Source organism: Agrobacterium tumefaciens str. B6 (assembly GCF_001541315.1).
GTDB classification, from domain to species: Bacteria; Pseudomonadota; Alphaproteobacteria; order Rhizobiales; family Rhizobiaceae; genus Agrobacterium; species Agrobacterium radiobacter.
Window position 1 is genome coordinate 106,369 of the sequence record NZ_LMVK01000004.1, and the last position, 25,045, is coordinate 131,413.

The 25,045-nt window shown below is 59.8% G+C and carries 25 protein-coding genes; 10 read left to right on the forward strand and 15 right to left on the reverse strand.

Annotation, left to right across the window (positions count from 1 at the left end):
* Nucleotides 1–11 precede the first annotated feature (11 nt).
* On the forward strand, nt 12–245 hold the full coding sequence (locus ASB65_RS05525; RefSeq protein WP_003507909.1) for a BolA/IbaG family iron-sulfur metabolism protein: 234 nt from the start codon (nt 12–14) through the stop codon (nt 243–245).
* 141 nt (nt 246–386) lie between these two features.
* Here ASB65_RS05525 and ASB65_RS05530 read toward each other — a convergent pair whose 3' ends face one another.
* Nucleotides 387–1,535 carry a hypothetical protein gene (locus ASB65_RS05530; protein WP_060723268.1) on the reverse strand — a complete coding sequence of 383 codons (1,149 nt, stop codon included), beginning with the start codon at nt 1,533–1,535 and terminating at the stop codon, nt 387–389.
* A gap of 110 nt (nt 1,536–1,645) precedes the next feature.
* On the opposite strand from ASB65_RS05530, the gene ASB65_RS05535 reads away from it, so the two are divergent.
* The 4 genes from ASB65_RS05535 (at nt 1,646) to ASB65_RS05550 (ending at nt 4,158) form a co-directional block, all read left to right on the forward strand.
* Nucleotides 1,646–1,894 carry a hypothetical protein gene (locus ASB65_RS05535; RefSeq protein ID WP_060723269.1) on the forward strand — a complete coding sequence of 83 codons (249 nt, stop codon included), beginning with the start codon at nt 1,646–1,648 and terminating at the stop codon, nt 1,892–1,894.
* On the forward strand, nt 1,891–2,322 hold the full coding sequence (locus ASB65_RS05540; RefSeq protein ID WP_003507905.1) for a hypothetical protein: 432 nt from the start codon (nt 1,891–1,893) through the stop codon (nt 2,320–2,322). The genes ASB65_RS05535 and ASB65_RS05540 overlap by 4 nt, the downstream gene beginning before the upstream one ends.
* A 154-nt stretch (nt 2,323–2,476) precedes the next feature.
* Complete coding sequence (gene grxD, locus ASB65_RS05545; protein ID WP_060723270.1) at nt 2,477–2,812, forward strand: Grx4 family monothiol glutaredoxin; 336 nt, start codon at nt 2,477–2,479, stop codon at nt 2,810–2,812.
* 137 nt (nt 2,813–2,949) lie between these two features.
* On the forward strand, nt 2,950–4,158 hold the full coding sequence (locus ASB65_RS05550; RefSeq protein ID WP_060723271.1) for a multidrug effflux MFS transporter: 1,209 nt from the start codon (nt 2,950–2,952) through the stop codon (nt 4,156–4,158).
* 75 nt (nt 4,159–4,233) lie between these two features.
* Here the strand turns inward: ASB65_RS05550 and ASB65_RS05555 are convergent, their stop codons facing one another.
* From ASB65_RS05555 to rpsD, 5 genes are all read right to left on the reverse strand, one after another.
* Entirely contained in the window at nt 4,234–5,058 is an 825-nt protein-coding gene (locus ASB65_RS05555) for an inositol monophosphatase family protein (protein ID WP_060723272.1), read from the reverse strand.
* A 30-nt stretch (nt 5,059–5,088) separates the two neighbouring features.
* The gene (locus tag ASB65_RS05560; protein ID WP_003507900.1) at nt 5,089–5,916 is read right to left on the reverse strand and encodes an inositol monophosphatase family protein; all 828 of its coding nucleotides are present in this window, start codon (nt 5,914–5,916) and stop codon (nt 5,089–5,091) included.
* Between the two features lie 16 nt (nt 5,917–5,932).
* Nucleotides 5,933–6,859 (reverse strand): tRNA 2-thiocytidine(32) synthetase TtcA, encoded by a 927-nt coding sequence (gene ttcA, locus ASB65_RS05565; RefSeq protein WP_003507898.1) that lies wholly within the window; start codon nt 6,857–6,859, stop codon nt 5,933–5,935.
* Nucleotides 6,860–6,920: 61 nt separating this feature from the next.
* A complete protein-coding gene (locus tag ASB65_RS05570) occupies nt 6,921–7,850 on the reverse strand; it encodes a glutaminase (RefSeq protein WP_003507897.1) in 930 nt (309 codons plus the stop codon).
* Between the two features lie 69 nt (nt 7,851–7,919).
* Nucleotides 7,920–8,537 (reverse strand): 30S ribosomal protein S4, encoded by a 618-nt coding sequence (rpsD, locus tag ASB65_RS05575; RefSeq protein WP_003516040.1) that lies wholly within the window; start codon nt 8,535–8,537, stop codon nt 7,920–7,922.
* Between the two features lie 451 nt (nt 8,538–8,988).
* On the opposite strand from rpsD, the gene ASB65_RS05580 reads away from it, so the two are divergent.
* A complete protein-coding gene (locus tag ASB65_RS05580) occupies nt 8,989–9,972 on the forward strand; it encodes a TerC family protein (RefSeq protein WP_060723273.1) in 984 nt (327 codons plus the stop codon).
* 39 nt (nt 9,973–10,011) lie between these two features.
* Here ASB65_RS05580 and ASB65_RS05585 read toward each other — a convergent pair whose 3' ends face one another.
* The 7 genes from ASB65_RS05585 to ASB65_RS05615 form a co-directional block, all read right to left on the reverse strand.
* Complete coding sequence (locus ASB65_RS05585; RefSeq protein WP_003507892.1) at nt 10,012–11,529, reverse strand: ATP-binding protein; 1,518 nt, start codon at nt 11,527–11,529, stop codon at nt 10,012–10,014.
* A 126-nt stretch (nt 11,530–11,655) separates the two neighbouring features.
* On the reverse strand, nt 11,656–12,543 hold the full coding sequence (locus tag ASB65_RS05590; protein WP_060723274.1) for an EamA family transporter: 888 nt from the start codon (nt 12,541–12,543) through the stop codon (nt 11,656–11,658).
* Between the two features lie 37 nt (nt 12,544–12,580).
* Entirely contained in the window at nt 12,581–13,219 is a 639-nt protein-coding gene (locus ASB65_RS05595; RefSeq protein ID WP_003507888.1) for a LysE family translocator, read from the reverse strand.
* 186 nt (nt 13,220–13,405) lie between these two features.
* Entirely contained in the window at nt 13,406–13,645 is a 240-nt protein-coding gene (locus ASB65_RS05600) for a hypothetical protein (RefSeq protein WP_060723275.1), read from the reverse strand.
* Nucleotides 13,646–14,037: 392 nt separating this feature from the next.
* Nucleotides 14,038–14,859 carry a glutamate racemase gene (murI, locus tag ASB65_RS05605; RefSeq protein WP_035213165.1) on the reverse strand — a complete coding sequence of 274 codons (822 nt, stop codon included), beginning with the start codon at nt 14,857–14,859 and terminating at the stop codon, nt 14,038–14,040.
* Complete coding sequence (locus ASB65_RS05610) at nt 14,843–15,685, reverse strand: RNA methyltransferase (protein ID WP_020810916.1); 843 nt, start codon at nt 15,683–15,685, stop codon at nt 14,843–14,845. The genes murI and ASB65_RS05610 overlap by 17 nt, the downstream gene beginning before the upstream one ends.
* Nucleotides 15,686–15,801: 116 nt before the next feature.
* Entirely contained in the window at nt 15,802–16,332 is a 531-nt protein-coding gene (locus ASB65_RS05615; protein WP_060723276.1) for a hypothetical protein, read from the reverse strand.
* A gap of 214 nt (nt 16,333–16,546) precedes the next feature.
* Here ASB65_RS05615 and ASB65_RS05620 point away from each other — a divergent pair, with 214 nt between their 5' ends.
* Both ASB65_RS05620 and ASB65_RS05625 read left to right on the forward strand, forming a co-directional pair.
* Nucleotides 16,547–17,761 (forward strand): NADP-dependent isocitrate dehydrogenase, encoded by a 1,215-nt coding sequence (locus tag ASB65_RS05620; protein WP_003507881.1) that lies wholly within the window; start codon nt 16,547–16,549, stop codon nt 17,759–17,761.
* A 350-nt stretch (nt 17,762–18,111) separates the two neighbouring features.
* Nucleotides 18,112–18,738 carry a glutathione S-transferase family protein gene (locus tag ASB65_RS05625; protein ID WP_003507880.1) on the forward strand — a complete coding sequence of 209 codons (627 nt, stop codon included), beginning with the start codon at nt 18,112–18,114 and terminating at the stop codon, nt 18,736–18,738.
* Nucleotides 18,739–18,826: 88 nt separating this feature from the next.
* On the opposite strand, the gene alaS is transcribed toward ASB65_RS05625, so the two are convergent.
* Entirely contained in the window at nt 18,827–21,490 is a 2,664-nt protein-coding gene (gene alaS / locus ASB65_RS05630) for an alanine--tRNA ligase (protein WP_060723277.1), read from the reverse strand.
* Between the two features lie 230 nt (nt 21,491–21,720).
* A complete protein-coding gene (gene recA, locus ASB65_RS05635) occupies nt 21,721–22,812 on the reverse strand; it encodes a recombinase RecA (protein ID WP_020012874.1) in 1,092 nt (363 codons plus the stop codon).
* A gap of 246 nt (nt 22,813–23,058) precedes the next feature.
* Here recA and ASB65_RS05640 point away from each other — a divergent pair, with 246 nt between their 5' ends.
* Nucleotides 23,059–24,000, forward strand: coding sequence for a carbohydrate kinase family protein (locus tag ASB65_RS05640; protein WP_003507876.1), 942 nt, complete (start codon nt 23,059–23,061; stop codon nt 23,998–24,000).
* A gap of 29 nt (nt 24,001–24,029) precedes the next feature.
* Entirely contained in the window at nt 24,030–24,953 is a 924-nt protein-coding gene (locus ASB65_RS05645; RefSeq protein ID WP_060723296.1) for a pseudouridine-5'-phosphate glycosidase, read from the forward strand.
* Nucleotides 24,954–25,045 lie beyond the last annotated feature (92 nt).

Here is a 25,045-nt window from a genome sequence, read left to right on the forward strand (position 1 = left end):
GGAGAAACACCATGCCCATGAAACCCGGCGACATTGAAGACATGATTAAGGCGGGAATTCCCGGGGCAAAGGTCACGATCCGCGATCTGGCCGGTGACGGCGATCACTACGCGGCGGAAGTCGTTGCGGAAGCATTCAAGGGCAAGACCCGCGTGCAGCAGCACCAGATGGTCTATGATGCGCTGAAGGGCAATATGGGCGGCGTTCTGCATGCCCTTGCCCTGCAGACTTCGGCTCCCGAATGATTGCGCCCGTGAAAGCGGTGTCGGCAACAGCACGTCTCTGTCCGATCTGCGGCAGAGCGTGAAGACTGCGGATTAAATCAAAGGCCCGCGTGATGCTCTCACGCGGGCCTTTTCATATCGGGCAGAATGCACGAACGCCGCTTACAAAACGGGCGGGCTCTGCGAATCCAGATCGGCGAAGGATGCGGCCGGCAAAGGCCCCGCCGTCAGCAGGGTAAAATCGTAACCGGATTTGCGATCCGGCCCCAGAACATATTGCCGGTGCATGCGCAGGAAGTTGCGCTTGTTCTTTTTATAGCGTTCCGATGACAGCGAATGCTTGAAACGGATCGGTACGATTTTCGGCTGCGGCGCATCCTTGTGGCCGGTCAGCGCAACCGTGTTGGAGCGGTAGAGGTGGATCGGATCGGTCAGGCACTGGATGTCGAACCATGTCACCTCCGGGTGACGCGCAATCGCACCGACGCTCTCACGAAGCCTGTCCGCACTCGACAGGAACGCACATTGCAGTGCCGCCCCGCCTAGCGTCGCGAAAGACAGCTTCCGTCCATCGAGCACATCCGGCTTAAGCTCCAGCACGCGGCCGATAGTGGCGAGCGCAAGACTGGCGCCCATGCTGTGCGAAACGACCAGAACCTCGTCCGAGGGCTGTTCGAGCGCCGTCAGAACAAGTGCTGCCCTCTCCTCGATCCAGTCGCGGGCAATCGGTTCATCGCGGCCGACCGCGAGCGCAAACCGCCAGTCCGCATAAAGATGCAGGGTATGAAACCGCTCCGCGAAAGGCAGGAACGCCTTCACGAAAAACAGGGCGGCAGCGGGAAGGCTGATCGCGAAGAGCCAGAGCGGCAAAGCGAAAAGCCAGGGCGAAAGTGCAATAGTCGCCGCAAGCGCACCGCCGACAAGCATCAGCAGGAACGGGAAGATGAAGAACAGGCCAAAACGCCAGGCGTGGCGGAAGTAGCGCGCCGCACCGCCCTCGGCGATGATGCCTGCGCCGGCTTTGAAACCAAGCCAGATCTGCTGCCAGACCGGCGCATCCCGCAATTGCGATATCACCGCATTATGATCGTAAACGAAAATGTCGGAGCGCGTCCGCCAGTCGCCGGCCGAAGCTTCAACCGTGAATGTCTCGCCGCCCGGCCTGCTCGTGAGCGGTCCCACCGCATAGTCGACATCCCACGTCTTGCCGGCAAGCGCCGCCGCCCGCTGGTAACGCAGATGATGGGCCGCCGCATCGAGCGGATCGAAACCGGGGAAATAAAGAACAAGGCGTGACTTGACGGTCGGCATGCATAAACCTTCGGGCTGGAGGCACCCGAAAGGATCGCTTGATACAGTGGGCGATGCACGTATAGTAAAAATCGCGACCGAAATATGATTTATTTATTGGCGAGGGAAATTTGTCTGGCATCGTCGATCAATTGCTCAACGGCGTCGTCAAGGGCGCTCTGGCCGAAGTGCTGACCAAGACCGGTATCCGCAAGACCCGAAGGGCCCGCCAGACGAAAAGCGCCGGTTCCCTTGCCGGCGGCATCGTCGGCTCGGTCCTGGAAGCCGCGATCAACGCAGCCGTCAAACCCAAGCCAGCCAAGAAGCAGGTGAGCAAAAGACGCACGGCCGCTGCGCGCAGCCGACAGAGATATCGATGATCCGCAACGAGCGGCTTTGCCTGTTTTTCGCCTGCGCCCTCCTGTTTCTTTCCGCAACACGCATGGGCTTCACCGACGACAGAAGTAACAAAGAGATCAAAATCGGCTTCGCCGTGCTGCTTCATGATGCTGATCCGATAGCCGGCACTGCGCTTTGCAAAATTGGTCAAACCTGCCGTCTGCTTAAACAGGAAGAGCCTAAATTAATTGTCGATCTCAAAATCGACCACCAAAACGACCGACTGGTGAGTGAAATGCAGGTGGATTGCGAACGAGATTGTTCGCTAGCGACCGGCCGCTCAGTGATGACACTCCAGAACCAGAAAGAACTCGATCTTTTCGCTGACGAGACAGGCATATTAGTCCCGCTCGTCTCCAGACCGCGAAAGACGATCGGCAAAATACTTCTGGTCTATCCCGACACCTGACCCGCTGCGACGTGGACGCGAAATTTCGATCCCTCTCCAATGATGCCACACCCGCAGTTTTTTACGCTTCCCGGGTGGAAATCGCGCCGCGACATGTTATCTAGGAACAAACGGAAAGCAGCGGCCTTGAACCGCATGTGAAAGGAATAGGCCTATGAGCGGCATTAACGACATGATCGACAGCGAAGTGAAGAGCAACGACATCGTTCTTTTCATGAAGGGCACCCCGCAATTTCCGCAGTGCGGTTTTTCCGGACAGGTGGTACAGATCCTCGATTATCTCGGCGTCGACTACAAGGGCGTCAATGTGCTTGCCGATGCCGACATCCGTCAGGGCATCAAGGACTATTCCAACTGGCCGACCATCCCGCAGCTCTACGTCAAGGGCGAATTCGTCGGCGGCTGTGACATCGTAAGAGAGATGTTCCAGTCCGGCGAACTGCAAAGCCACTTCCAAGAACAGGGTATCAGCGTCCGCGGCGCGGCCTGATTTCGGCCGGTTCATCCGGCCCACCCTGATTGTCAGAAATGTATGCCAGGCGTTGCTTCATGCAACGCCTTTGCCGTTCTTTTTGGGGCAATCCTGTGACAGAACTTTCACAATCCACCGCTTCGCGCGCAGGCTCGATGGGGCGCACGGAATTCATCGCGCTTGCCGCGATGCTGATGGCACTGAACGCGCTTGCCATCGACATCATGCTGCCGGGTCTTCAGGAAATCGGCGCATCGCTTGGCGTCGTGAATGAAAACCACCGCCAATATGTCATTTCCACCTATCTTCTGGGCTTCGGCGTCGCGCAGCTTCTATACGGTCCGATCTCGGACCGTTTCGGACGCCGCAAGCCGATGCTCGTCGGACTTGCGATCTATATCGTTTCAGCCCTCGCCGTAGTCTTCGTACCGTCATTCTCCGGCCTGCTGATCCTGCGCTTCATTCAGGGCATCGGCTCGGCGGCGACACGCGTCATTACCATCTCGATCGTGCGTGACATCTATGGCGGCCGCCAGATGGCGGAAGTCATGTCGCTGATCATGATGGTGTTCATGGTCGTTCCGGTCATCGCACCCGGCACCGGTCAGATCGTGCTGTTTTTCGGTAACTGGCATCTGATCTTCGCCTTCATGGCGGGAATTGCCTCCGTCGTGACGGCCTGGATGTATTTCCGCCTGCCGGAAACCCTGCATCCGGACGAAGTCCGCCCCTTCCCCCCCCGTTCTATCCTTGGCGGTTTCAAGATCGTGCTCACCAACCGCATCGCGCTTTGTTACACGCTCTCCAGCACCTTCATCTTCGGTGCGCTGTTCGGCTTCATCAATTCGGCCGAACAGGTCTATAAGGGCATTTATGGGCTGGGTGCGTGGTTTGCAGCGGCCTTTGCGGGCGTGGCGCTGTTCATGGCCTTCTCGTCCTTCATCAATGCAAGGCTTGTCGGCCGGTTCGGCATGCGCAAGCTGTCGCACGGATCCCTGCTGGGCTTCATCGCCATCACCTTCATCTGGCTGGTGGTGCAGGTGCTTGGCCCGGAACCGATGCCCTTTGCGATCTTCATTGTGTTCTTCGCGCTCGCCATGTTCCAGTTCGGCTGGATCGGCTCGAACTTCAACTCGCTCGCCATGGAGCCGCTCGGCCACGTCGCCGGCACGGCCTCCTCCGTCATCGGCTTCATGGGAACGGTCGGCGGCTCTCTCATCGGCGCCGCCATCGGCCAGGCATTCGACGGTACGGCGCTGCCCATGGTGGCGGGCTTCTTCGTCGTCTCCATCATCGGCCTCGTCTTCGTGCTGATCGGCGAAAAGGGCGTGCTGTTCCAAGCGCATAACAAACCGACACGGTAAGTTCAGGCACACAAACAAAAAGGGCGCGGAACTCGGTTCCACGCCCTTTTTTTGTTGGTTACAGCGACGCTTCCCTCAAACCGTAAAAATCTTCTCGCGCAGCAATTCCCACGTCTCCTGATCAGGAGCAAGCAGCAGGCCGCCATCCAGATGGCGCGGCAGATAGGGAGAGCCGTCGAGACGGGCGGCATAAGCGCCCGCTTCCTGCGACAGCAGCGTGCCGGCCAGATGGTCCCAGGGCATCAGCTTGTTATACATCAGGAAGTGCATATGGCCGCCGCAGAACACGCGGTATTCATGCGCAGCACAGCGATAGCTGGTGAACAACCGCACATCGGCAAGGTTCATGAGAATCTTGCGGCGTGTCTCCACATCAAAATAGCCGGTATTGGCGATGCCAACCATCTGCGACAATACAGGCGCCGGCACGACCGACATCTGCGTCTGCGAGCCATCGGCGGCGCAAAGCCATGCACCGGAGCCCTTTTCGGCAATCGCCCAGTCATTGCCCATCGGATCGAAAATAAGACCGGCAACGGTCTCGCCCTTCGAGATAACGCTCATCATCACGCCGAAAAGCGGCAGGCCGGAGGCGAAATTATAGGTGCCGTCGATCGGATCGACCACCACGGCAAGATCGGCATCGGCAAGCTTGCCGAGCAGCGAGGCGTCCGCCGCCACCGCCTCTTCGCCGATGAACAGCGCATCAGGCATGATTTCCTGTACACGGGCGCGGATAAGCCGCTCCGCAGCCTCGTCGGCCTCGGTCACAAGGTCGATCGCCTCGCTCTTTATCCGCACATCGCCCTCGCCCAGATTGCGGAACCGCGGCAGGATTTCCACTGCCGCCGCCTCCTGAAGCGCGTTGGCAAGAGAGGCGATGTCGAGTTCGAGAGCCATGGGCGATATCCTTCTTTCTGAGCGTAACGACTATAAAGCGACGATTTCCCGTCGCAGCATCTTCCAGCTTTCCTTGTCGGGAGCGGACAGGATGCCACCCTCCGTTTGTCCCGGCCGATAGGGCGTATTGTCGAAACGGGCCGTATAACCACCCGCCTCCTGATGAACAAGCACGCCGGCGAGATGATCCCACGGCATCAGCTTCTCATGGCCGATGAAATGCAGCTTGCCGGCCGAGGCGAGCCAGTATTCATGTGCCGAGCAATTGATTGAAAGCGCCATCTTTATCTTCGCCATATTGGCGGCGATCACCGGACGGCGATCCTGATGGCTGTGGCCCCAGGAGAAAATGCCGACCATTTCGGACAATGGCACGGGATCGGCGACCTTGAGCTTCGCCTGCGAACCGTTCCTGCGGTTGAGAAACGCGCCCTCGCCTTTCAGGGCGACGATGGTGTCACCCATGACAGGATCATGAATGAAACCCGCCACCGTCTCGCCCTTGACTGTAACCGCAAGCAGCGTGCCGAAAGCGGGAAAACCGGAAGCATAATTGAAAGTGCCGTCGATGGGATCGATCACGAAAGCAAGCGGCGCATCGGCAAGCGCCGGAATGACGGATTGGTCCGCCTCATAGGTCTCTTCGCCGACTATATGGGCCTTCGGGAACCGCTGCAGCAGAGCGGCTGTTATTGCTTTTTCAGCGAGAACATCCGCCTCGGTAACGAGATCGACGGCGGAGGTTTTTTCCGAGATAGCGCCGGCGCTCAGGTTTCGGAAGCGGGGAAGAATTTCGTTCGCGCCGGCAGCGGCAACGGTGGAAATGAGAAAGTCGATATCTTTATCGGAAAGGGTCATCGGGCGGGGCACTTCTTCATAAGGGCGAGTTGGCCTCCCTACGCTCTTCAGGTGACGCCCCGGTGACAGAAAGCGCCGAGAAATCAAAAAGCTTCGGATCGAGCAGATGCGACGGATTGACGTGGGCAAGCGCCCGCAGCATCACGTCCTTGCGGCCGGGCATACGCCTTTCGATGTCTGCCAGCATCTCCTTCATGGCATTGCGCTGAAGCCCGTCCTGCGAACCGCAGAGGTCGCAGGGAATGATCGGGAATTCCATCGCCGCCGCGAATTTCGCCATATCATCTTCGGCGCAATAGGCGAGCGGGCGCAGCACCATCAGGTCACCCTCGTCATTCATCAGCTTTGCCGGCATGCCTGCAAGGCGACCACCATGGAAGAAGTTCATGAAGAAGGTTTCGAGAATATCCTCGCGGTGATGGCCGAGCAGCAATGCGTCGCAACCCTCTTCCCGCGCGATGCGGTAAAGATTGCCGCGCCGGAGCCGCGAACAGAGGGAACAATAAGTCCCGCCCGAGGGCACCTTCTCCTTCACCACCGAATAGGTGTCGCGATATTCGATGCGATGGGCAACGCCGATCTTCGCCAGATATTCCGGCAGCACATGCTTCGGGAAATTCGGCTGGCCCTGATCGAGATTGCAGGCGATCAGCTCTACCGGCAGCAGACCGCGCCATTTGAGATCAAGCAGCAGCGCCAGAAGACCATAGCTGTCCTTGCCGCCGGAAAGGCCGACAAGCCAACGCTTCTGGCCCTTCAGCATGCCGAAATCTTCAAAGGCCTGACGGACATTGCGCAGAAGCCGCTTGCGCAGCTTGTTGAACGAGACTGAGCGCGGTGCATTGTCGAACAGGGGATGCGAGCTGCCGTTTTCTTCGGACGGGTCCTGATCTGCCCCGACCCTGTCGGCGATGTCATCGATCTTGGTGAGAATGTTCATCATCAGCTCGCTCCGGCACGACTGCCGTTCTTAGTGCAGGCAATGCCCCCATCCGCCGGCAATATCAAGCCCCGAATACGGACCAGCCGGTTTTCGTCGCCAGCATTTCCAGCGCCTGTGACCCGAGTGCCGAATTGCCGACCTTGTTGAGACCCGGCGACCAGACCGCAATCGACGCCTTGCCCGGCGCCACCGCCATGATGCCGCCGCCGACGCCGCTCTTGCCCGGCAGGCCGACATGATAGGCGAAATCGCCCGATCCGTCATAATGGCCGCAGGTCAGCATCAGCGCGTTGATGCGCCGCGCCCGCCGGTCCGAAACGACCGTGTGGCCGGTGAGCGGATTGCGGCCGCGATTGGCGAGAAATAGCCCGGCCCGCGAAAGCTGCGCGCAGGTCATGGACAGCGCGCATTGGTGAAAATAGACGCCCAGCGTATATTCGACGGGATGGTGCAGATTGCCGAAGGAGCGCATGAAATTGGCGAGCGCGAAATTGCGAAAACCCGTCGCCTGCTCGGATTTCGCCACCGTGTCGTCGATGCTGATCGTGTCATCGTCAGCGAGATAACGCACGAAACGCAGAAGCTCGCCGATTGCCTCACGCGGCTGGTGGCCGGAAAGAACGATATCCGTCACCACGATGGCACCGGCATTGACGAAGGGATTGCGCGGAATGCCGTGCTCGTGCTCCAGCTGGACGATGGAGTTGAAGGACGACCCCGACGGTTCGCGCCCTACCCGATTCCACACCGTTTCCCCCGCCTTGCCGAGCGCCAGCGTCAGCATGAAGACCTTGGAGATGCTCTGGATCGAAAACGGCGTGAGCGCATTGCCGGCCGTATAGGTGGTTCCGTCGACGGTGGTGATGGCGATGCCGAACTGGTTGGGATCGACCTTGGCAAGTTCGGGAATGTAATCCGCGACCTTCCCCTCACCCAGCCTGGGCACCATGCTGTCGTAAATGGAATCGACGATCGCCTGAATGTCCTGCATGCAAAGCCTTCCCCAGCAAACAAAAAAGCCGCCCCGAGGGGCGGCTTTCTCAATACTGAAACGCGCCGATTAACGCGAGTAGAATTCGACGACCAGATGCGGTTCCATGACGACCGGGTACGGAACGTCAGACAGAGCCGGGATGCGAGCATAGGTCGCAACCATCTTGTTGTGATCGACTTCGATGTAATCAGGAACGTCGCGTTCTGCGAGCTGAACGGCTTCGAGAACGGTCACCAGCTGCTTGGACTTCTGACGAACTTCGATAACGTCGCCCGGCTTGCAACGGTAAGAACCGATGTTGACGCGAACGCCGTTAACCGTGACGTGGCCATGGTTGATGAACTGACGCGATGCGAAAACGGTCGGAACGAACTTGGCGCGGTAGACGATGGCGTCCAGACGCGACTCGAGCAGGCCGATCAGGTTCTCGGAGGTATCGCCCTTGCGACGGTTTGCTTCGTCGTAGGTGGCGCGGAACTGCTTTTCGCGCAGTTCGCCGTAGTAGCCCTTGAGCTTCTGCTTGGCGCGCAGCTGCGTGCCGAAGTCGCTCATCTTGCCCTTGCGGCGCTGGCCGTGCTGGCCCGGGCCGTATTCGCGGCGGTTTACCGGGGACTTCGGACGGCCCCAGATGTTTTCGCCCATGCGGCGGTCAATTTTGTACTTAGCCGATTCGCGCTTGCTCATCGTATTTCCTTCTCAAAAGGTTATGCCGGCCTGTTGCCAAACCGGTTTAAGGAAACACGCCCTCCTCTGAAGCCCGTTTCAGGGCCTCTGACAGGCTTCTCACATGCAAATGGAGAAACCACGGGACATGTCGGTGATATTGACCGCCGAACGTCAGTTATTAAACTGCAGGGCAGTCAACAAAACACACCGGACATCACTGCCCGGCGTTGAGGCGGCTTCTAAACACGTTTTACAAATTTGTCAAACAAAGCCCGCCGCTTTTTTCTCGAACCGGCCCTTGAAAAGCCTGAAGGCTCTCCTATCTCTCCATCGTGATCAGAACTCGGGCCCCTCTGGCGTGTTACCGGACAACACGTGATGTCGAGTTTCTTTAGGTTGGGGCCCACGCATATTCTTCACGCACGTTCCCCATCCGCAAAGCCAACCTCGTCCGGCTAAAGGTTGACTGATGGAGTTCCTCCTCAACGATTTTCTCGGTACCCCCACATGGATGTGGGCGGTCTTCATTTCTCTCGTCCTTGGCCTCCTGGCGCTCGATCTTGGCGTATTGCACAAGAACTCCAAGGAAATCGGCATCCGTGAAAGCCTGCTGATGTCAGGCTTCTATATCGCCATCGGTTTGGCCTTTGGCGGCTGGATCTGGTACCAGTCCGGCCAGCAGTCGGCGATGGAATATGTCACCGGCTTCGTGGTCGAAAAAAGCCTGGCGATGGACAATATCTTCATCATCGCCATGATCTTCTCCTATTTCGCCATTCCCCGCCAATATCAGCACCGCGTGCTGCTCTGGGGCATCCTCGGCGTCATCATCCTGCGCGGTATCATGATTGCCGGCGGCGCGGCCATTGTCGAAAACTTCCACTGGGTGCTTTATCTCTTTGCGGCCTTCCTCGTCTTCACCGGCCTCAAAATGCTGTTCTCGTCCGACCATGACGAGGCCGATATCGGCAATAACCGCATCCTGAAATTCCTGCGCAGCCGCCTTCCGGTAACGGAAAAGCTGCATGGCGAAAAATTCTTCGTCAAGGAGACGGATGCGACCACCGGCAAGCTGAAGACCTTCGTGACGCCGCTCTTCCTGGCGCTCATCATGGTCGAAATCGCCGACCTTATCTTCGCGGTCGATTCGATCCCGGCGATCTTCGCGATCACCACCGATCCGTTTATCGTCTATACCTCGAACATCTTCGCGATCCTCGGCCTGCGCGCCCTTTACTTCGCGCTTGCCGCCCTGATCCACCGATTTGCCTATCTGAAATATGCGCTGGCTGCGGTTCTGGTTTTCGTTGGTTCCAAGATTTTCGTCGCCGACATGCTCGGCATCGCCAAGATCCCGCCCGCCGTCTCGCTCGGCGTCACCGTCGCCATCCTCGCAACCGGCATCATCGGTTCGCTGATCGCGACCCGCAAGGAAGCAAAGGCCGTAGAATAAGGCCTTCAACGGCAAGCGGCAGGGAAACCTGCCGCAACCTCACTCCGCCGCAAGCCTCGCATCATCCTCCGCCGCATCCGCATCGCCGGGTGCGGTTTTTGCATCGAGATCAGGGAAAGCCACGATGCGCTTGCCGGAGAAATCGGCATGTACCACCACAAGCTCCTTCTCCTCGAAATAACCGAGAAGACGGCGCGCGCGGCGGGCGGAATGGGTGCCATAGGCGCGGGCGATACGGGCGTCGGACGGGCAAGGCTCCTCCCCCAGCGCCGCCTTGACCAACAGCAGGAAAACCCCCTGCAGATCGTCGGAAACCGACATCGACAACTCCAGCGCCTTCTGCCAGCCTTCGCTTGCCGCCATCGTCGCATCCACGCCTGAGCGTGCAATCGCCACCTGCCGGCGGAAATCCGCCAGCGTCATCGGCGTGCCGGGAATGCGGCGCATGCGGGCGCGCACCAGAAAATCCTGATAAAGCACGGCGTCGGTGCGATAGGCCGATTGCGGATCGTCGAGAATTTCGACCAGCACAGCGGCGATCTTCTCCTCTCGCTCCTCCGGCGTCAGCTCCGGCTGACCTGCACGCGGCGATGGCTCCGGCGAAGGACCGACGGCGGCGGGCGTTGAACGGGAGAGCTCGGCGAGAATATCGGTCGTCGGACGTGGTGCTGGCGGCGTACGGCGCACGACAGCGCGCGTGAACTCTTCCGGATCAGGCGTGAAGATCAGGTCTTCCACATCCTGGGGCGCATCCGGCAGCGGCATCAGCTTCGGCGAGGACGAGCGCGCCGAGGTTTCCACGGCACCGATAACGATCGGCAGCGGGCGGCGCGATAGCGCAGGCCCAAGCGCCACGAAATTGCCGCGCTGCAGATCGCGGAACATTTCCGCCTGTCGCCGGTCCATGCCGAGCAGGTCGGCGGCGCGCGCCATGTCGATATCGAGGAAGGTGCGGCCCATCAGGAAGTTCGAGGCTTCCGCCGCCACGTTCTTGGCGAGCTTGGCAAGCCGCTGCGTGGCGATGACGCCGGCAAGCCCGCGTTTACGGCCGCGGCACATCAGATTGGTCATCGCGCCGAGCGACGCCTTGCGCGCATCCTCGGTCACCTCACCGCCGACGGAGGGTGCAAACATCTGCGCCTCATCCACCACGACCAGCACCGGATACCAATATTCGCGATCCGCATCGAACATGCCGTTGAGGAAAGCGGCTGCGGCACGCATCTGCTGCTCGATATCAAGGCCTTCGAGCGTCAGCACGCAGGAGACGCGGTGCTGGCGAATGCGGTTGGCGATGCCCGCAAGCTCGGCTTCCGTGCGCTCGCCATCCACCACCACGTGTCCGAATTTATCGGAAAGCGTGACGAAATCGCCCTCGGGATCGATGATGACCTGCTGCACCCATTGCGCCGATTGCTCCAGCAGCCGGCGCAGGAGATGCGACTTGCCGGAACCGGAATTGCCCTGCACCAGCAAACGTGTCGCAAGCAATTCTTCAATATCGAGCTTGGCCTGTTGCCCGCCCGATAGGGTTCCCATGTCGATGCCGACCTGCAATGTTCCATTCCTCGTGCTGCATGTCATCCGGCCGATTCCCTTGGCGGCGGCCGAACATGCTCTTTACCAAAAAATCGCCTGTTGCGTCTGCCCCATGCCGATAATGCACAGGCAATTACGCCGCATCTACGCGGCCCCGGACGAGACCCGCAAAAATGAAAGCCGCCTGCCGAACACATTCAGCATCAGGCCGATGATGACCAATGCGGCGCCGACCACTTCGAAGACGGTGATATGCTCCGCAAAAGCGAGATAGGCGCTGATGAAACCGACAATCGGCACCAGCAGCGAAAACGGCGCTACCGTTCCGGCCGGATAACGCAGAAGCAGGTAACTCCAGATGCCCGCGCCGACAATGGTCGCTCCATAGGCCATGTAGATCACCACGAAAGCCATCGTCGACGTCGCATTGAGCAGGCCTTCCGCGATCGCATCGGGTCCTTCCACCACCAGCGAAAGCAGGATCAACGGCAGAACGGGTACAAGGCTCGTCCATGCAACGAAGGAAACCGCGTTCACCTGGCCGATACGGCGATTGACGATGTTGCCGCAGGCCCAGGCAATTGCCGAGCCGACCCCCATCAGGAGCGGTATCAGCGCTGCGGCCGTCATGCGCTCCACGCCGATGACCGCCAGCCCGCCAAAAGCGATGATCGCGCCGAGGATCTGTGAAGGCAGCGGCCGCTCGCCGAGGAACACCACGGCAAGCGCCAGCGTGAAGAAGGCCTGCGACTGCATAACCAGCGAAGCAAGCCCCGCCGGCAGGCCGAGCTTGATGGCCGGATAAAGCAGGCCGAACTGCACGAAACCCATCGCCATGCCGTAAACGATCATATGCCGCCACGGCACATTGGGTTTTGGCAGGAAAAACACCAAAGGCACCGCCGCAAAGAGATAACGCACCCCCGTCAGAAACAAAGGCGGCATATCAGCGACGCCCACCTTGATGACGACAAAGTTGAAGCCCCACAAAAACACGGTGATCAGGGCGAGAAGTATATGCGGCAGTGCCATTTTGTTATGTCCGAATTTCAGGTGATCGAGACGCGCTTTACGCCGAAACCGCCCGCTTCCAGCCAAAGGTGATAAGACCGGCGCCGATCAGGAGACCGCCGCCCGTGCGGTTGACGATGCGCTGGACCTTCGGCTTGCGGATCGTATTGCGGGCGGCACTTGCCAGCAGTCCATAAAGCGCCGCATTGCAGGTGGCAAGCACCAGGAATGTCGCTTCGAAAATCAGCACCTGCGGCCAGAAGGGCAGCGTCGGCACCAGAAACTGCGGCAGGAAGGCCACGAAAAACACGATGCTCTTGGGGTTCAGCGCCGTGACGATATAGGCATGCAGGAAGATTTTGAGCGGCCTTTCACGGCCCGTCACGCCTGTCCCCTCGGCACCTTCTCCGCCAACCGGCGAACGCCACAGCTTGATGCCGAGATAGATGAGGTAAGCCGCACCGATCCATTTCAGACCAGTGAAAAGCGCCGCCGATGTTGCAAGCAGCGCCCCGAGCCCCAGCATCGAGGCCGTCATGGCGGTGAAATCCCCAAGCGCCACGCCCGTTACCGTCGCGGTGCTCGCCTTGCGGCCGTGGCCGAGTGCGTAAGAAATTACCAGCAGGATCGTCGGTCCCGGAATGGCAAGCATGATGGCGGATGCGGCCACGAAGGCCAGCCAGTTCTCCAGTGGCATAATGAGTCTCCTTTATCCCGAGTCTTGAGCAAGCCACGGAAAATGTTTCGCTTCAAGCCGGATTTTACAAACCGTGCAGCTCTCTCGTAACAACCCGAAAAACGTCCGTGGAGGATTTTCTCCGCCGTCGGCGGTCAAAGTTCGATACGGCCCCTCCCGCATGTCTGCGCGGGAGAGGCCATCACATCAAAACCGGGGCGCCCAGTGAGGAACCTCCCAATCCCGCCGTCGCTTTACGCGCGAGGGGTCAAGGCCGATATCGACCAGAAGGCGCTCAGGCAGATCGGCAGGATCAGTCGGCGGCGCACGCGGCACCAGCGCGGCTGTGAGAACCGCTTGGAGAGTTTTCCAGACGCCGAATGTGACGAACAAGCGATCGACCGCATCCGGCAGCGCATATGCTACCAATGGTTGATTTTTCTGCATGGGAAATCCATCCCGGCGCGGCAAAGCGGCCAGGTCCTTTATCGATGGAAAACGACATGCCGAAACGGCGGGCGCAGCAGTCATGCCACGCGGACGCGCAAGTCACATGTCGGACGAAGTGAAAATGCCTAACGGCAGGGAAATCAGGCTTTAAGCCTTATCGGAGGGAGATGCCTCGCATCACATAACCACCGAAGACCATGCCGGAAAAGCCAGACATGCCGTTAAGGCGCATATTCATGTCATTGGTCATTCCACGCCTCCATTCATAGCGGTTACAGACGAGAAACATCTTACATAAGAAATCCGGCGCGACAAGAGGCCGCAATCTCGAATTGCAAAAGACGGGCAAAACAGATGCAAAAATACAACAGGCGGCTGGGCAGCGAAACTCAGGTCAACGAAACGGTGAGACCAAATCCCTGCATCAGCCGCCGGGTGGCAAAATCCGGCTTGCCTGACGTGAAGACGGCGAAGTCGAAACCATCGGGATGCTCCGCATCCTGCGGCAGCGGCACCAGATGGCGGGCGCGCCTTGCGATCGCCTCGGCCGGGTCCAGCCAGTCCACCGGCCAGGGCGCCAACCGGCGAAACACATTGGCCATGAAGGGATAATGGGTACAGGCAAGCACGATGATGTCTGTGCGCTTGCCGTCGCTGTCGATGAAGCAGGGCTCTATTTCGGCCAGAACCGCCTCGTCCGAGACCGGCTCGCCCCTGATCCAGCTTTCCGCCATGCGTGCCAGATTTTCCGAGCCAACGAGACGGACATGGCATTGGGTGGCGAAGGACTGGATGAGATCGCGCGTATAAGCGCGCTTGACGGTGCCCGGTGTCGCCAGCACGGAAACCAGGCCCGAACGGGTGCGCTCCGCCGCCGGTTTGATGGCGGGCACGGTGCCGACAAAAGTCATCTGCGGAAAGCGGGCGCGAAGATCGGCACCCGCGAGCGTGAAGGCCGTGTTGCAGGCGATGATGCAGACTTCCGGGCTATAATCCTGCAGCAGCGTTTCGAAGAGCGAGAGAATGCGCGCCTTCAGCGCCTCCTCCTCCCAGCCGCCATAGGGAAAACCCGCATCGTCGGCCACATAGATGAAACCGCGCTCAGGCATCAGCACGCGCGCCTCGCGCAGAACCGTCAGCCCGCCAATGCCGGAATCGAACACCAGCACCGGTTTCAGTACATCGGCGGCCGCCTCACTCGTCTTCAGCATGCTCCCCGGTTCCCTTCGCCAATATTCCCTCTGCCGTTCCCGCCCGGCCTGCCTGCTTGGGCCATTGCCGGGGAAAACGGTCGAGCGAATTGATCACGCCACGGAAAACACTGATTTCCTGCTCGGAAAAACCACGTCTCGACAGCACGGCGCGCAGATTGTCGACCATTTTCGGCTTTTTTTCGGGCGGATGGAAATAACCACGCGCGTCCAGCGCTTCCTCGATATGTTCGAACAGGCCGAAAACCTGTTCCTTGGTGGAGGGCCGCTGCTCGACGGATTGGAAAAGCGTCTCGCCCAGATCGTCCATGCCTGACTTCATCCACTCATAGGACATCAAAAGCACGGCCTGAGCGATATTGAGCGAGGCAAAGGCGGGATTGACCGGGAAGGTCACAATCTCGTCGGCCAGCGCCACTTCCTCGTTGGTCAACCCCCAGCGCTCGCGCCCGAACAGGATGCCGGTTCTGTCGCCCGTCTTGAACTTTGCACGCAACGTCTCGGCAGCGGTAACGGGCGCACGCACCGGCTTGAAACCGTAACGCTCGCGCGCGGTCGTGGCATAAACGAAGTTCAGGTCCTTGATCGCCTCTTCCAGCGTCTCGAACACCTTCGTTGCATCGATGACATGATCGGCCTTGGAAGCGGCAGCGCGCGCTTTCTCGCTCGGCCAGCCGTCACGCGGATTGACCAGGCGCAATTCGGCGAGGCCGAAATTGGCCATCGCCCGCGCCACCATACCAATATTTTCGCCGAGCTGCGGTTCGACCAGAATGATCGCCGGGCCTTCCGCCACAAGTTCAAGCTCGCTGTTTGTGCCTGCCATCGTCTTTTGTCCGTTTTCTGAAGCGGCGCGTCGATTTTCGAACCGATACGCTAAAGCGCGCCTCACTGGCACAGATCGGCGCTAAAATCAAAGGCGGAGGGGTGTGAGCGTCCTCTTCACTCCCCCTTGATGATCGTCGCCATCTCTTCGCGCAGCGAATCCCTGCCCTCGTCGCCAACGCGATGAATATCGCTGATGACCGGCCGGCCATCCTCCTCGACGACGTCGAAATGCACTTCGTCAACCGTCGCCTTCATCTCCGCCTCGTCCATGCAGGCCCAGAGCTTGAATTTCGCCGTCACGTCAGTCACGCCGTCCTTCACCGCACCGGCCGTCACTGAAACTTCCTGCAGCGGGCAGCCATCCTGGGAGTTGGTCACGACATCGTAACCGAAGGGATCACCCTTCTCCCCGCTTTCTGCCTCGTAGGCCGGCTTCTTGGACGCTTCGTGATATTGTGCGACGAAATCCTTGCTGAACAGGCTGGTCAGCATGTCCTCATCAAAGATGTATTTCCAGTTCTCCGCATCGCCGGACCAGTTCTTGACGGTGATATCCATCAGCTTCTGGACGGGATCGGTGGGCCCGGCAGCAAGGGCGCTGTGGGAAAAGAGGACGGCGGCAGTCAGAAGCAGAATATTCCGCATGATGTGATCCCGGGATAGGCCCGAAGGCGGGCGAAGCGATTCGCCTGACTGTATTCCGGCATTATGGTTTGGCAATGCGCAAAGCGTTATTGCGCTGCGCCAAAAAAGCGCCCCCCATGGCTTTGCCTCAGACGCTCGCAATGCTATAGCCGCACCGGATATTTTTCCGAATACCGGCGTTATCAGACGCCACAGCTTCGAAGGTGAGGAATTCATGGCAAAGATCAAGGTAGCCAATCCGGTCGTCGATCTCGACGGCGACGAAATGACCCGTATCATCTGGCAGCTCATCAAGGACAAGCTGATCCTGCCATACCTCGATCTCGACATCGAATATTACGACCTCTCGGTTGAAAACCGCGACGCCACCAACGACCAGGTCACGGTCGATGCGGCGCACGCCATCAAGAAGCACGGCGTCGGCATCAAGTGCGCCACGATCACCCCGGATGAAGCCCGCGTCGAGGAATTCGGCCTGAAGCAGATGTGGAAGAGCCCTAACGGCACGATCCGCAACATTCTGGGCGGCGTCATCTTCCGCGAGCCGATCATCTGCAAGAACGTTCCGCGCCTCGTTCCCGGCTGGACCAAGCCGATCGTTGTCGGCCGTCACGCTTTCGGCGACCAGTACAAGGCAACCGATTTCAAGTTCCCCGGCAAGGGCAAGCTGACGATCAAGTTCGTCGGTGAAGACGGCCAGGTCATCGAAAAGGACGTCTTCGATGCCCCGAGCGCTGGCGTGGCTCTTGCCATGTACAACCTCGACGAATCCATCCGCGAATTCGCCCGCGCCTCCATGAATTATGGCCTGATGCGCAAGTGGCCGGTTTACCTCTCCACGAAGAACACCATCCTCAAGGCCTATGACGGCCGCTTCAAGGATATCTTCGAAGAAGTCTACCAGACCGAGTTCAAGGCGCAGTTCGACGAAGCCGGTATCACCTATGAGCACCGCCTGATCGACGACATGGTCGCTTCCGCGCTGAAGTGGTCCGGCGGCTATATCTGGGCCTGCAAGAACTACGACGGCGACGTGCAGTCCGACACGGTTGCGCAGGGCTTCGGCTCGCTCGGCCTGATGACCTCGGTTCTTCTGTCGCCGGACGGCCGCACAGTCGAAGCCGAAGCTGCGCACGGCACGGTTACGCGCCACTACCGCCAGCACCAGAAGGGTCAGGAAACCTCGACCAACTCGATCGCCTCGATCTTCGCCTGGACGCGTGGCCTCGCCCACCGCGCCAAGCTGGACGACAATGCCGAGCTCGCAAAGTTCGCAACGACGCTCGAAACCGTCTGCGTCGACACCGTTGAAAGCGGCTTCATGACCAAGGATCTGGCCCTCCTCATCGGTCCGGACCAGCCCTGGCTCTCCACCACCGCCTTCCTCGACAAGATCGACGAGAACCTCAAGAAGGCGATGGCGGCTTAAGCCTGCTTTCCCAGCGACTTCAAAACCCGGCCTCAGCGCCGGGTTTTTTGTGTGTACCGTAGAGCTGAAACGTCTGGTTTCTTTTTTGTTCACAGTATCTTGATTAGCCGTTGTACTAGGCGCAGACTTCGATTCCGCGTGCTGCGGCCAGTACAACAATAAGACAAAGCTTAAATAGCATCTACTTGCACATAACTTGCCCGGCACAGTCAAACGTTCATCGGAGCATCGGCGCGGTCTTAGGGAACACGCGAAGGATGCTGCGGACTTAAAAAAAGCGAAGCGCAGGCGCGAAATCCGCATTGGTTTTCCCGGGATGCTTCGAGGATTTTGCTTGGGGAGGCAAAAGCATGAGTGAATTGATCTTCTACACCAACCCTATGTCGCGCGGACGCATCGCGCGGTGGATGCTCGAGGAAGTGGGCGTTCCATACCGAACGGAAATACTGGGTTTCGAGACCTCGATGAAATCGCCCGCCTACCGGCTGATAAATCCGATGGCGAAGGTGCCCGCCATCAAACACGGAGATACGATCGTCACCGAGGCGGCAGCGATCTGCGCCTATCTCGCCGATGCCTTTCCCGGCGCGAACCTAGCGCCCACACCCAAGGCACGTGGGCTTTATTATCGCTGGATGTTCTTTGCCGCAGGCCCGCTGGAAATGGCGGCAAGCATGAAGGCGATGGGTTTCGAAGTGCCGAAGGAGAAGCTGCGCATGGCCGGCTGCGGCAGCTATGCGGATGTGATGAATACGCTTGAACGGGCCGTCAGCGAAAACCGCTTTATCGCCGGTGATCTCTTTACCGCAGCGGATGTCTATGTCGGTGCCCATATCGGCTGGGGGCTGCATTTCGGCACGATCGAAAAACGCCCGGCCTTTCTCGATTACATGGCCCATCTCACCGAACGCCCGGCCTTCAAGCGGGCCGCCCAGCTCGATGAGGAAGCGGCAAAGGACTTGCAGGCGACGGGCTGAAAGACGGGAACCGCTGTTCTGCGCCGGAGGCTTGAACCGGAATCAAAAGGGCGGGGGTAAAACCCCGCCCTTTTTGAATTTGCTCTCACTAGGCCGCCAGGGCCGCCGCCACCGCTTCGATGGCATCCTGCGCCTTGGCGCCATCCGGGCCGCCGGCCTGCGCCATATCAGGGCGACCGCCGCCGCCCTTGCCGCCAAGTGCGGCAGACGCGGTGCGGACGATATCAACGGCGCTGAAACGGGCCGTCAGATCTTCCGTCACGGCCGCAACAGCGCTTGCCTTGCCATCTTCGGAAACGGCAATCAAAAGCACGACGCCCGAGCCGAGATTGGCCTTGGCCTCATCGGCAAGGCCCTTGAGGTCCTTGGCATCGATGCCGGAGAGGGATTTCGCCAGGAAATTGACGCCCGCGACCTGCTGGACGTCGTTTGCACCGGCATCCGACGAACCGCCGCCCATTGCGAGTTTCTTGCGGGCATCCGCAAGCTCGCGCTCCAGCTTCTTGCGCTCGTCGAGAAGTCCCTCGACACGCGACAGCACGTCGCCTGGCTGCACCTTCAGGGAAGAGGCCAGCGCCTTCACCCGCTCATCCTGCTCGGCGAGGTAGGCAAGCGCGCCCTGCCCCGTTACGGCTTCGAGACGGCGCACGCCGGCACCAACAGCGCTTTCGCCGAGAATGCGGATGAGGCCGATCTGGCCTGTTGCCGCCACATGCGTGCCGCCGCAAAGCTCGACGGAATAGGGACGGTTGGCTTTCGCGCCGTGCAGGCCGGTGCCCATGGACACGACACGAACCTCGTCGCCATATTTTTCACCGAACAGCGCCATCGCACCCTCGCCAATGGCGTCGTCGACGCTCATCAGGCGGGTGACAACAGGCGAGTTCTGCAAGACGATTTCGTTCGCCATCTCCTCGACCACCTTCAGCTCCTCGGCCGACATCGGCTTCGGATGCGAAACGTCGAAGCGCAGGCGCTCGGGCGCGACCAGCGAACCCTTCTGGGCGACGTGCGTGCCGAGCACCTCGCGCAGCGCCTCGTGCAGCAGGTGGGTGGCGGAGTGGTTGGCGCGCAGACGCGAACGACGGTCATGATCGACCGTCAGCTGCACGGCTTCGTCGAGCTTCAATCCGCCCTTGGAAACGGTGCCGGTATGCACGAACAGGCCTTCGCCCTTTTTCTGGGTGTCGGAAACGGCAAAGGCGCCATTGTCGCCGGAGATAACGCCGGTATCGCCCATCTGGCCACCGGACTCGCCATAAAACGGCGTCTGGTTGACGACGATCTGCACCGTCTCGCCCTCGGCGGCACTGTCCACCGACTTGCCGTCCTTGACGATCGCCTGAATGACGCCTTCGGCGGTTTCAGTATCGTAACCGAGGAATTCGGTCGCGCCGAACTTTTCCTTCAGTTCGAACCAGACGGTTTCGGTCGCCTTGTCGCCGGAGCCGGCCCAGTGCGAGCGGGCTTCCGCCTTCTGGCGCTGCATGGCGTCGGTGAAGCCGGAAATATCGACGCCGATCTCACGCGCGCGCAGCGCATCCTGCGTCAGATCGAGCGGGAAACCATAGGTGTCGTAAAGCTTGAAAGCCGTTTCGCCGTCCAGCATGTCGCCCTTGTGCAGGGTCGAGGTGGCGTCGGAGAGAAGCGACAGGCCGCGTTCCAGGGTCTTGCGGAAACGGGTTTCCTCCAGCTTCAGCGTTTCGGAAATCAACGCCTCGGCGCGAACCAGTTCCGGATAGGCGCGGCCCATCTGCTGCACGAGTGCCGGCAGCAGCTTGTAGATCAGCGGCTCGCGCGCGCCGAGAAGCTCGGCATGGCGCATGGCGCGACGCATGATGCGGCGCAGGACATAACCGCGGCCTTCATTGGACGGCAGGACGCCATCGGCGATCAGGAAAGCGGAAGAGCGCAGATGGTCGGCGATGACCCGGTGGCTGGCGCGCTTTTCACCTTCGGCCGGAACACCGGTCGCTTCCACGGAAGCAGCAATCAGCGCGCGGAACAGATCCGTATCGTAATTGTCGTGCTTGCCCTGTAGCAGCGCGGAAATACGCTCAAGGCCCATGCCGGTGTCGATCGACGGGCGCGGCAGGTCGATGCGCTCTTCCTTCGTCAGCTGCTCATATTGCATGAAGACGAGGTTCCAGATTTCGATGAAACGGTCGCCATCCTCTTGCGGCGAGCCGGGCGGGCCGCCCCAGATATGATCGCCGTGGTCATAGAAGATTTCCGAACAGGGACCGCAGGGACCGGTATCGCCCATTGCCCAGAAATTGTCGCTGGTCGCAATGCGGATGATACGGTCGTCGGAGAAACCGGCAATCTTCTTCCAGAGGTTAAAGGCCTCGTCGTCGGTGTGATAGACAGTCACCAGCAGACGGTTGCGGTCGATGCCGAATTCCCTGGTGATCAGGTTCCAGGCATGGGTGATCGCTTCTTCCTTGAAATAATCGCCGAAGGAGAAATTGCCGAGCATTTCGAAAAAGGTGTGGTGGCGGGCGGTATAACCGACATTGTCGAGGTCGTTATGCTTGCCGCCGGCGCGCACGCATTTCTGCGCCGAAGCGGCCGTGGAATAAGGACGGCTTTCAAGACCGGTGAAGACGTTCTTGAACTGCACCATGCCGGCATTGGTGAACATCAGTGTCGGATCGTTGCGCGGCACCAGCGGGCTGGAGGGCACGATCTCATGTCCGTTCTTCTTGAAGTAGTCGAGAAAGGTCGACCGAATTTCATTCACACCGCTCATGCCCACACACCGCTCACAGCTGGAGTCCATCACCGCCACCGGAAATGATGGCTATATTGCAAAATCACTGGCTTTTATCGTCCGCATCCTGCCCTGTCCAGCCATGGAGGCGAAGCAAGACATATAGGCAAAGAAAAAGGGCCGCGCGAAGAAAAATCGCACGACCCTTTTGATCTATACCAGTTCGACGAAGTCTCCGGACGGCGACATCAGGACCTTCGCGAAATGCATCAGCCCTCGTCGCTGCCGTCGTCGCCTTCACCGGCGTCCGGGCCGCCATTCTGCAGGAAGCGGTCGGCGATCAGACCGGCATTCTGGCGCAATGCCAGTTCGATCTCATTTGCCGTTTCCGGATTGTCGCGCAGGAAGGTCTTGGCGTTTTCACGCCCCTGCCCCAGACGCTGACTGTTATAGGAGAACCATGCACCGGATTTTTCGACGATACCGGCCTTCACGCCGAGGTCGACGAGCTCACCGGTCTTGGAAACACCCTCGCCATACATGATGTCGAATTCCACCTGCTTGAAGGGCGGAGCCATCTTGTTCTTGACGACCTTGACGCGGGTCTGGTTGCCGACAACCTCTTCGCGCTCCTTGACGGCGCCGATACGGCGGATGTCGAGGCGAACGGACGCATAGAACTTGAGAGCGTTACCGCCTGTCGTCGTTTCCGGCGAACCGAACATGACGCCGATCTTCATGCGGATCTGGTTGATGAAGATGACCATGCATTTCGACTTGGAGATCGAAGCGGTCAGCTTGCGCAGCGCCTGGCTCATCAGGCGGGCCTGAAGACCCGGCAGGCTGTCACCCATCTCGCCTTCGATTTCCGCCCGCGGCGTCAGCGCCGCAACGGAGTCGACCACCAGGACATCAACCGCACCGGAACGCACCAGCGTATCGGTGATCTCAAGTGCCTGCTCGCCCGTATCCGGCTGCGAGATCAGAAGGCCCTGCAAATCCACGCCAAGCTTGCGGGCATAGACCGGATCGAGCGCGTGCTCGGCATCCACGAAGGCGCAGATGCCGCCCTTCTTTTGGGCTTCCGCAATCGTCTGCAGCGCCAGCGTCGTCTTACCCGAGCTTTCCGGGCCATAAATTTCAACGATGCGCCCCTTCGGCAAACCGCCGATGCCGAGCGCGATATCCAGGCTGAGAGAACCCGTCGAAACGGTCTCCACCTCAACCACATTTTCATTGGAACCGAGCTTCATAATCGATCCCTTGCCGAACGACCGTTCGATCTGGGAGAGCGCCGCTTCCAGTGCCTTGCTTTTATCCACCGATTTATCCTCTACGAGACGCAAAGAATTTTGTGCCATCCGAACCACCTTTAGGTTATTGAAGCCGCACAGGCAATGAAGCAGTATGGAAACGGTATGTACTCTATTTGTTCTCATTTCGCAAGGCTGAGCCAGCATATTGAAAACAAATAGCGATAAGTAGTTTGTTCTGCTTTCGTTTTTCCGTGCCCGGCCCATCGCCGCAAACCGGATGCGAGGTCAGGAAGACGTCAGTTTAGGCCGAATCGTCCGGTCTTTCCATCCGCCAAAGAGGGAAACGCAAGCGTGAAGAAAATACTCGTTCTGGGCGGCGCACATATCGACCGGCGCGGCATGATCGAGACTGAGACGGCGCCCGGCGCGAGCAACCCCGGCTCCTGGATGGAAGAGGCCGGCGGCGGCGGTTTCAACGCCGCGCGCAATCTCTCCCGCCTCGGTTTTCAGGTCCGCATCATTGCTCCGCGCGGCGGTGACGTGACAGGCGAAGCGGTGGCGGAGGCTGCGAAGCAGGCGGGCGTTGAAGACACGCCCTTCACCTTCCTCGACCGCCGCACGCCGAGCTACACCGCCATTCTGGAGCGTGACGGCAACCTCGTCATCGCGCTTGCGGATATGGACCTCTACAAGCTCTTCACCCCGCGCCGCCTGAAGATACGCGCCGTGCGCGAAGCCATTACCGCCAGCGATATTCTGCTTTGCGACGCCAATCTGCCGGATGATACGCTGACGGCGCTCGGCCTCGTTGCCCGCGCCTGCGAAAAACCGCTGGCGGCCATTGCCATATCGCCCGCCAAGGCGGTGAAGCTGAAAGCGGCGCTCGGCGATATCGACATCCTCTTCATGAACGAGGCGGAAGCCCGCGCGCTGACCGGCGAGACGGCGGCCAATGTCCGCGACTGGCCGGATATTCTGCGCAAGGCCGGGCTTTGCGGCGGCGTCGTTACCCGCGGCGCAAGCGAAGTCGTTGCCTTCAATGGAACGGAAAAAGCAATCCTCCACCCGCCTCTCATCCGCGAGGTGAAGGATGTCACCGGTGCGGGCGACGCCATGGCCTCTGGTTATCTCGCCGCCATCGCCGAGGGAAAGACGATTGCGGAGGCCTTGCGACAGGGGGCGGCCGCGGCGGCCATCACCGTGCAGTCCCCCTTCGCCACCTCGCATGAACTATCAAAAGACAGTGTCGAAGCCATGTTGGGGCTTGTTCCCCAGGCTGAAATGCTGGCATGAACCCGCTTTTGAAAACTGGAACAGATGCCATGACCCGCCCCATCTCCCCGCTCCTGCCCATCGTCTATTCTCAGGAAGTCGCCGCAGCCAAGCAGCGCGGCGCGCCGATCGTGGCGCTTGAATCGACCATCATCACCCATGGCATGCCCTATCCCGGCAACATCGAGATGGCCGAAAGCGTCGAACAGATCATCCGCGATCAGGGTGCGGTTCCGGCCACCATCGCCGTCATTCACGGCACGCTGCATATCGGTCTTGAGAAGGACCAGCTTGAGGCGCTTGCCCAGACAACCGACGCCATGAAGGTCTCGCGCGCCGATATCGCCTTTGCCATCGCCGAGCGCCGCACGGGCGCGACCACGGTTGCAGCCACCATGATCGCCGCCGCCCGCGCCGACATCCGCGTTTTTGCGACAGGCGGTATCGGCGGCGTGCACAAGGGCGCGGAAGAGACCTTCGACATCTCCGCCGATCTGACCGAGCTTGCCAAGACCGGCGTGATCGTCGTCTGCGCCGGCGCGAAAGCCATTCTCGATATTCCGAAGACGCTGGAGGTTCTCGAAACCAACGGCGTGCCTGTCGTCACCTTCGGGTCGGAAGAATTCCCGGCCTTCTGGTCCCGCTCTTCCGGCCTGTCGAGCCCGCTTTCGCTCAATAGCCCGGCGGCGATTGCCAATTTCCAGGCAACCCGCGAACAGCTGGGCATCGACGGCGGCATGCTGGTGGCCAATCCCGTGCCGGAAGCAGACGAAATTCCGCGCGAGGAGATGGAAATCTACATCAACCGCGCCATCTCGCACGCCGAGCGCGACGAAGTCACCGGCAAGGAAGTCACCCCCTACCTGCTCGGCGATATTTTCCGCCTCACAGATGGCCGCAGCCTGGAGACCAATATTGCGCTGGTGCGCAACAATGCGCAGCTTGCTGCTGAGATCGCCGTGGCGCTGAACTGAAGAAAAAATCGTCTTCTCAGTCATCCTCAGGCTTGATCCGAGGATCCACGATGCGCTCGCAGGAATGGATCCTCGCCTCAAGGGCGAGGATG